This is a genomic window from Rhizobium rhizogenes NBRC 13257 (assembly GCF_000696095.1).
Lineage (GTDB): Bacteria > Pseudomonadota > Alphaproteobacteria > Rhizobiales > Rhizobiaceae > Rhizobium > Rhizobium rhizogenes.
In genome coordinates this window covers 1-7420 of sequence record NZ_BAYX01000034.1, presented here as the reverse complement: position 1 = coordinate 7420, position 7420 = coordinate 1, and the positions used below count along the sequence as shown (strand labels likewise).

The 7420-nt window shown below is 56.4% G+C and carries 8 protein-coding genes and 3 pseudogenes; 4 read left to right on the top strand and 7 right to left on the bottom strand.

What is annotated here, in order from left to right; all coding sequences use genetic code 11:
* The first annotated feature begins 485 nt into the window (after positions 1-485).
* The 3 genes from RRH01S_RS34610 (at position 486) to RRH01S_RS32905 (ending at position 2505) form a co-directional block, all read left to right on the top strand.
* Entirely contained in the window at positions 486-632 is a 147-nt protein-coding gene (locus RRH01S_RS34610) for a hypothetical protein (RefSeq protein WP_165586826.1), read from the top strand.
* Positions 633-948: 316 nt separating this feature from the next.
* Complete coding sequence (locus tag RRH01S_RS32910; RefSeq protein ID WP_015918097.1) at positions 949-1563, top strand: 3'-5' exonuclease; 615 nt, start codon at positions 949-951, stop codon at positions 1561-1563.
* A 75-nt stretch (positions 1564-1638) separates the two neighbouring features.
* Entirely contained in the window at positions 1639-2505 is an 867-nt protein-coding gene (locus RRH01S_RS32905; protein ID WP_015918098.1) for a protein-L-isoaspartate O-methyltransferase family protein, read from the top strand.
* 45 nt (positions 2506-2550) lie between these two features.
* Here the strand turns inward: RRH01S_RS32905 and RRH01S_RS32900 are convergent, their stop codons facing one another.
* The 4 genes and pseudogenes from RRH01S_RS32900 to RRH01S_RS32885 all read right to left on the bottom strand — a co-directional run bounded on the left by RRH01S_RS32900 (position 2551) and on the right by RRH01S_RS32885 (position 5197).
* On the bottom strand, positions 2551-3144 hold the full coding sequence (locus RRH01S_RS32900; RefSeq protein WP_034520804.1) for a TetR/AcrR family transcriptional regulator: 594 nt from the start codon (positions 3142-3144) through the stop codon (positions 2551-2553).
* Positions 3141-3677 carry a dihydrofolate reductase family protein gene (locus RRH01S_RS32895; protein ID WP_034520802.1) on the bottom strand — a complete coding sequence of 179 codons (537 nt, stop codon included), beginning with the start codon at positions 3675-3677 and terminating at the stop codon, positions 3141-3143. The genes RRH01S_RS32900 and RRH01S_RS32895 overlap by 4 nt, the downstream gene beginning before the upstream one ends.
* Positions 3678-3980: 303 nt before the next feature.
* Positions 3981-4601: pseudogene (locus RRH01S_RS32890) on the bottom strand (OB-fold nucleic acid binding domain-containing protein); the annotation flags it as partial.
* Positions 4602-4681: 80 nt separating this feature from the next.
* Positions 4682-5197: a TetR/AcrR family transcriptional regulator gene (locus RRH01S_RS32885; protein WP_229202699.1), complete on the bottom strand. Its 516-nt coding sequence runs from the start codon at positions 5195-5197 to the stop codon at positions 4682-4684.
* A gap of 151 nt (positions 5198-5348) precedes the next feature.
* On the opposite strand from RRH01S_RS32885, the gene RRH01S_RS32880 reads away from it, so the two are divergent.
* Positions 5349-6167, top strand: coding sequence for an SDR family NAD(P)-dependent oxidoreductase (locus RRH01S_RS32880; protein WP_034520800.1), 819 nt, complete (start codon positions 5349-5351; stop codon positions 6165-6167).
* A 230-nt stretch (positions 6168-6397) separates the two neighbouring features.
* Here RRH01S_RS32880 and RRH01S_RS32875 read toward each other — a convergent pair.
* From RRH01S_RS32875 to RRH01S_RS35300, 3 genes and pseudogenes are all read right to left on the bottom strand, one after another.
* Positions 6398-6616, bottom strand: a pseudogene (locus RRH01S_RS32875) (ISKra4 family transposase); the annotation flags it as partial.
* Positions 6617-6747: 131 nt separating this feature from the next.
* Positions 6748-6881 (bottom strand): annotated as a pseudogene (locus tag RRH01S_RS33880) (IS6 family transposase); the annotation flags it as partial.
* Positions 6882-6944: 63 nt separating this feature from the next.
* Complete coding sequence (locus tag RRH01S_RS35300) at positions 6945-7250, bottom strand: ArsR/SmtB family transcription factor (RefSeq protein ID WP_051696850.1); 306 nt, start codon at positions 7248-7250, stop codon at positions 6945-6947.
* Positions 7251-7420: the final 170 nt, after the last annotated feature.

The following is a 7420-nucleotide window of genomic DNA, read 5'->3' as shown; positions in this document are numbered from 1 at the left end:
CCAGATACGCGCCTGAGGCACGCTGGGACGCTCGTTCAAGGCCTTGCAGCAACTCGATCGCTTCTAGGCTCGTCTTTCGAAGAGTCGTACCAGAATACGCCCTGTGGCACGGATGGAGTATTGATTCCGCTCCGAGTTGTGAGATGAGCTCGCGCTAGACCTCCCAATCGGAAAGCTGAGCAGTCCATTGAGCGGGGACCCTGTCCCACTGATCCATTTCAATCCGCCGCTCTACTCACGGTCGGGGAAGGATCGTCATAAAACGCGGCGTCGAGGTGACTTCATTGGCTATCTTCGAGGCTTCCAATACTGGCGGTCTTGAACGGAAACGAACCGCGGGCCCGGCATCAGAACATTAGGCCTTTGTCCAAGCACCTGATAAACTGGTAAATATGGGCTGTCCGTTATCACCTACCCGGGCAGGAAATGCCGGCCCTTAAGAAGGAGAGCTCCTAGTGGGTTGGAAAACGCCGAAGATTGAATACGTGAACGGTTATAAGATTGTTGAAGTCGATGGCCCCATCTTCAAGGTCTACGAGGGCGACCGTCAACTCGGGGAAGACTTCCCCTATTCCGGTGAAGCGGCAGCCCACGCGAAATCTCTGCCGAGGCGGGAGGCGTCACAGGACTAGGCATGTTGAATATCAGTACGATTTGACCCTTTTTGCCACTTTCGCATGCCCCTACGCGAGCGAAGAAAAGCGAAATATCCCAACAAATTAGTGGTATCTACGTGGGTCACCGCAAAATGCGCATTGGATCACTCCCTGGCGGAAATCAACACTTCTGGTGCATTCCGCTCCGGATGCGGTCGGATTCTATCAGAAACTCGGCTTTTCACCTTTTGAATTCGAAGCTGGCGATTTCGAAAGTGTGCAACTTCGCAAAGTGATCCAATGATGCGCTTCGCGGCAACGCCCGAGAGCTTTGCAAGAGAGGAAGGGACCTTTGAAAACTGCAATAATATTTGACTGTGAATTCCTGTGCCTTGAAGGGTCACAACGCAGATTTTGGTGTGCCGCCCACGATCCCGATCCGGTCATCGTGCAGATCGGCGCGGTAAAGCTTGGGCTGGAAAGCGACTTTCCGATCCTTGGTACCTACAAGGCCTATGTCCAGCCGATCGATCGATTTGGCAACCGATACGCGCTCGATCCCTTTTTCACGAAGCTGACTGGTATCACCGAAGAGGCTATCGAAACGGAAGGCGTGACGTTGCAGGACGCACTATCCGGCATCGACAGTTTTTCAGGCGGGGCCGGGTTTTGGTCGTGGGGCAAGGACGAACTGAATATGGTGGCAATCAGCTGCTATATCGCCGGCGTTGATGCTCCGATCCCGGCCCGGCGTTTTGATAATGCCGTCAAGCTCCTGCTCGCGGCCGGGATGCCGATCGAGGATTTGGCAAAGACCCCAAGCAACAAGCTTGCCGATTACTACAACGTCGAGCATCCACCCTTACAGGGTCATGATGCACTCGATGATGCACTTTCGGTGTCGTATACTCTGCAGCACCTCATGAAGGCCGGGAAGCTGCGACCGGAAGTGTTCGAGGCCGCTTAGGCAGTCGCGGAAATCCGAACACCCGCTACGCCGCAGGTTTCGGGAATTTTTCGATTCATTGGAGTTTATCTGCTGATGACACCGGACGAATTGAAGATCGTGCGTCGAGCTTATGCGAAGCAGATCACAGCGGCTGTTCAAGTTGTAGATGAGCGCGTGGAAACAGCCTTTGCCGAAGTGCCGCGAGAAGATTTCCTTGGTCCCGGTCCTTGGCCGATCTTCCGAATGCGAAAAACATATGTTCCAACCCCGACCGCCGATCCGGTCTACCTTTATACGGATGACATCGTTGGCATCGTCCCCGAGCGGCACATCAACAACGGGCAACCGTCACTTCATGCATTCCTGCTTTCGCAGGCTGCGCCGCGGTCTGGCGAGCATATCGTGCATATTGGCGCTGGTGTTGGGTACTATTCTGCGATCATGGCGAACCTCGTTGCCACATCCGGCGTGGTGACGGCGATCGAGTTCGAGCCGGAGCTTGCTGCGCGAGCGAAAGCAAATCTCACCGCGCATCGGAACGTTTCCGTGGTTCAAGGAGATGGTAGTTCGGTGGCTTTCAATTCGGCCGATGTGATCTATGTGAACGCTGGAGCAACTCACCCGGCGGATATCTGGCTGGACCGGCTCAATGATGGCGGCAGGCTGGTCCTTCCGCTTTCAACCGATCTTGGTTTTACCAGCAGCAATTGGAGCAACATGCACCTTCGCGGGGCAGTGTTCCTCGTGACGCGTAGGGGTGAAGAATTTCACGCGCAATGGATTTCACCGGTGGCTATCTTCCCCTGTGAAGGAATGCGCGATACGGAATCGGAAAAAGCGCTTGCGGCGGCACTCGAGAGCGGGGAGCACAAGAGGGTGACGCGGCTGTATCGTACTGATGAGGTGCCGGCCGAGCAATGTTGGGTTCGCGGTCCCGGCTGGTGCCTCGCCTATGCTTAGGACGCAAGCCTTATTTCTGTGCTCGCAAAGGGACAAAAACTTGATCTAGACGCTCGGGTGATCGGAAGAGCGCCTGAACGCTTCCAGTAGCTCGTCAAGTCCGCTTTCAAAATCATCCAGCATTGCTCCCCTTGGGGGCAGCCCTGTGCTTTCATCCTGGGTAGCTACAGCGAGGGCGGCACCATGAGTGTAGTCAACAAGGATATGCGTCCAACGCGACGAGCGCTGTGAGGAGTGATTGCGTTCGCTCAAGAAGCTCATCAACTCACGAGTTATCCTCTTGGCGTGATCGGGGAAAACGGCTGGCCGGGCAAATATCGCCAAGGTCAGAGCGGGGTAGAGCACCACCTTGGCGTAGTAGGCTGTAAGGAGACTGCGGGCACGTGCAAGTGCATCGCCCGTTTCAGGTGCCGCGACGTCCGCATATATCCACTCCGCTAGCGACTTGATCAGCCCATCCCGATCCTTGAAGTGGTAATATATCGTCATGGGATTGATGCCCACGCGTGTTGCCAAAGTGCGCATACTCAAGCCGTCGAGGCCGTCGGCATTGAGGATGCTCAAAGCCTCAGAAAGAATGCTCTCCGGCAGAACGGTCTTTTCGCCGGCTGGTGGCCGACCTCGCCCCCTTGCTGTCATTTCATGACTTCATAATGAGATTGGACCAACCCGGAAGGAAAAGACCTTGTGCCCTTGTGCGCAAGCGCCACATCCCGCTGACCGCCGCCAAAAAGAGGGCGGCCAGTACCGAGCAAGATTGGCACCCTCGTGATCACCATGTCGTTGATCATGTCAAGCGCGAGGAAAGATTGAATGATGCGTCCTCCATCCACATAGGCACGTCGTGCGCCCTCGGATTGAAGCGTCGCCATCGCTTGTTCAGGTGACTCTGCCGAAAAGCGCACCTTTCCTTCGAGCTCGGAGGGCACTGCCTGTCGTGCAAACTGCGCCGACAAAACCAGGACCGGGCGGGTATAGAACCAGTCACCCATGCCTCGGACCGCCTCGTAAGTGCCTCGCCCCATTACGATAACGTCGATATCGCTTATGAAATCGTTATAGCCATGATCCTCGCCAGCTTGGTCGTGCTTTAGCAACCAATCGATGTCGCCACTTTCGCGGGCGATAAATCCATCAAGGCTGGTTGCGATAAATACGTGTCCGGTGACCATCTTCGTCTCCGTAATTATACAACGTATAAATAATGGACCTCTGACCAATGTCAACGCGCCAGGCGATCCACTCTTGCCCGTACCGCCCAGAAAGCTGACCAACGGCTAGCCACCCCGTTTCGGTTGTAGCACCGACCAAAGCAGAAGGGCTGCTTTCGGTATTCACCAAGGCCGCGCGACGGACAGAAACGAGGGCGCGGAGCGGTCGTTGAGCGCATTAACCGCAAGCGTCCGCGATAGCCCTATAGCGGATGGGCTTAAAGGGGTAGAAGCGATCTGAACCGGCAACCACTCCGTCGCCGCCTACCTGAAATCCCGCGTCTTCACCTTGATCGCATCCAAATGCAGATAGGGATCGACGATATCCCGCGCCCGCGGCCACTTCGGAAACCCGCGCGGATCCGCCACCGGCGACCCATGATGAAACTCATCCCCTCGCCCATGCGGCAGCGGAAACGCCGCATCGCGATCGCCAACGCTTGCCAGCTCCGCCGACAGATCCGTCAGCCGATGCGCCACAAGATGCACGACGTCCCCTTCCCGTTGGATACGGCCATAGACACCGATCATGCCGGCGCCGAGCACGACACGGCGGTATTTTTCGAAGGTTTTTAGCCAGACGACGAGGTTGGCAATGCCGGTTTCGTCCTCGATGGTGATGAACATCACCCCCTTGGCGGAACCCGGCCGCTGGCGAACGAGCACGAGGCCGGCAGCCTCAAGCCATGTGCCATCCCGGGCCTGCATCGCCTCGCGACAGGTGACAATACGGCGTTTCTCTAGATCGGCGCGCAGGAAGGAAAGGTGATGACTGCGCAAGGTCAGTCCGACATGGCCGTAATCCTCGACCACCTCGCCGCCTGAGGTCCTCGGTCTCAACGCCACCGTTAGTTCGTTCAGTTCCGCCACGGTCTGGTATTGCCGGCAAAGAAGCAGCCTGACCTTTGCAAAGGAGCCGGTGACACATGATCAACGGCGAGACCGCTTTCGCGGCGAGGGTGGGATTATCGGACAGCCCTGACAGCCAGTTTGGCAAGCATTTCAAGTCGCTCGCGACCGGCCCCGTCGTGGGCCTGCACCGCCATGCCTTGAATGACCGCGGATAGATAAACTGCTCCGTCAGCCGCAGCTTCCCTGTCCAGCCAGCGCTGCAGCTTCTGCGCAAGCAATGCTGTGAAGGCCGTTCGACGGTCCGAAAGCTCCGTTGCGATTTCGGCGTGGTCGGGATGACTTGTCAGCATGCCCATGTTGAGCATGCAGCCCGCTTCGGTGGACGGATCGCTCAGGCCGTGCGCCGTCGCGTTCAGGAGAGCGAGCACCGCCTCGTCGACAGTCTCGTACTGATCCATGAAGGAGAGATCCGTCGCGCCTCGCAGCCTTCCATATCTGTCGACAGCTTCAAGATAAAGCGCGCGTTTGTTTCCGAAGGCCGCATAAAGGCTAGGTGCCGCAAGTCCCATGGCGGCGGTGAGTTGTTGGAAGGAGACACCTTCATAGCCGTGCCGCCAAAACAGTCGCATCGCGGTTTCCAGTGCCGCATCACGATCGAACTCTCTCGGGCGGCCGCCACTGGGCGATTTCCTAGGTTTCATAATGATCATTAAATAAGGTTTGACAGCCGTCGTCAACTGATGATGTTTAATGGTCATTATAAAACATGGAGCGATAAGTATGACCAACTCTGAAAAGCCCGTGGCCCTCATCACCGGTGCGTCTTCCGGCATTGGCGCGGTCTATGCCGAACGCCTTGCAAAACGCGGATATGATCTCATTCTGGTGGCTCGGCGCATTGACCGGCTCAACAAACATGCGACTGACCTTTCGAGCCTCTATGGATCAAAGGTCGAGATCCGGGAAGCCGATCTCACTGCGGAATCCGATGTCGCCGATGTCGAAAATATCCTGCGTTCAGACAGCCGCATCACTCTACTCGTGAACAACGCGGGAAACGGAAAGCTCGGGAAAACGGCGGACATTTCGCACGACGATACGATGTCGACGATCGCGCTGAACGTGATCGCATTGACGCGGTTGACACGCGCGGCACTTCCTCACTTCGTCGCCCGCAACAGCGGCGCGATCATCAACATCGCTTCGGTGATGGCGTTGCATTCCCTGCCGATCACGTCGCTCTACAGTGCAACGAAGGCGTTTGTTCTAAGCTTTAGCCGTGGCCTCCAGGAAGAGCTGGCTGGCACCGGCGTGAAAGTGCAGACCGTTCTGCCGGCCGGAACCGCCACGGAGTTCTACGATCAAGCGGGCATTCCGCTTTCAGCTTTTGACCCCGAGCTCGTCATGACGACAACCGAACTGGTGGACGCTGCCCTGACAGGCTTCGACAAGGGTGAACTTGTTACCCTCCCTTCGGTAGAGAATCTTGAGCTGTGGTCTTCTTTCGATATCGCACGAAACGACCTTTTTGCAGCGACGCAAAGCGGGAAGCCGGCATCCCGCTATCAGGCCGCCCCGTACGGCGCTTCTAGATTGTAGCTGCCTTGTGCTGCGGAAAGGGCAGTTGCCATCCTTCGGGCGCCTCTTCTCTTGGGAAGGTCGAGACGTGTAGTATCGGGCAATCTTCCTGGAGGGTCTTTCTAACGCCGGTGCACCGATAAAGGGCAATCTCCTGTCATGGACAGCGTATGTGCTGACCGCTTCTTAAGCACTAAGGGGAGCACAAGGAATTGTGGGGCGGTCAGGCGGCACGCGCCATTTCGTCGTGCTTATGATTGTTCTTCGCGATGCCCGAGGTACCATTGCCGGAAGGTCGAATGCAGGCAGCCGCCGAGCGTCTGGGTCCGGGTTTGCAGCAGGAGATGTGCACCAGTCCTGCTCCATTGCATCTGCTGCTTCTTGACAAAACGCTTGGAGATAACGGCATTTACGGTCGCCTCGACGAAGGCCGAGGATATCCGCTCACCAGACCTGGAGCGTTCGCCGTAGGCAATGTGCTTCCACCTGTTGCCTCTACCCCGGTTCGTCTCGCCTTCTTCAATCCCGCTAGCCTTGTCGAAATCCAATGCTGCGGGATTACTCTTTTTTCCCCGCCCCACAATTCCTCATGCTCTCCATCGATGCCACGCTCGGCAAGCAAGTCTTCAACGTCACGCAGCTCAGCGGAAACCGGTAATAGAGCCACACCGCATGAGCAATCACGTCAGCTGGAGATCGGTGACGACGATAAAGAGGATTGCGAGCTGATCTGATCACTCCGCTAGAGCTCACATTTTGATCGCTGCTCGGTTAAGGTTACGGTGCCTTCATGATGACTTAAGCCATGAAAAGGGTTTTGTTCAATGCGCGTAGGACCGCGCCTGCGGCCTGGGACTGACTGTAATAATAGACTGTGCGCTTCTCCCTGCGGGTCGTCACCAAGCGTTGTATTCTCAGCCTTCCCAAGTGCTGCGAAGCCAGCGCACGGCTTATGCCTAGACGTGAAGCCACGGCGTTGACGGCTAGCTCCTCGCCGGTGAGGAGCATAAGAATCGCGAGCCGTATCGGATGGGCCATCGCCGATAGGAGTACAGCGGAAAGTTCAGCCGTCTCTTCGTTCAATTGAGTGGTCCCTATAGCCATTGATGAAAACCAATGCAATTAGGTTGTATATCATACTTTTGCTACAATCGTAGAATGATAAATGCGCCACGTGACGGCATATCGCAACGGGCGACATGATCGGCGCAGATTGTCATTTTAAACCTGCGGATGGGCGTTGGCGCATGGATCAGCAAATGTGCGGAATTTGA

Bases quoted from the DNA above. Each gene is read 5' to 3' on its own strand.
- RRH01S_RS32905 (WP_015918098.1), top strand. From the start codon at position 1,639: ATGACACCGGACGAATTGAAGATCGTGCGTCGAGCTTATGCGAAGCAG.
- RRH01S_RS32900 (WP_034520804.1), bottom strand. From the start codon at position 3,144: ATGACAGCAAGGGGGCGAGGTCGGCCACCAGCCGGCGAAAAGACCGTT.
- RRH01S_RS32895 (WP_034520802.1), bottom strand. From the start codon at position 3,677: ATGGTCACCGGACACGTATTTATCGCAACCAGCCTTGATGGATTTATC.
- RRH01S_RS32885 (WP_229202699.1), bottom strand. From the start codon at position 5,197: ATGCGACTGTTTTGGCGGCACGGCTATGAAGGTGTCTCCTTCCAACAA.
- RRH01S_RS32880 (WP_034520800.1), top strand. From the start codon at position 5,349: ATGACCAACTCTGAAAAGCCCGTGGCCCTCATCACCGGTGCGTCTTCC.
- RRH01S_RS35300 (WP_051696850.1), bottom strand. From the start codon at position 7,250: ATGGCTATAGGGACCACTCAATTGAACGAAGAGACGGCTGAACTTTCC.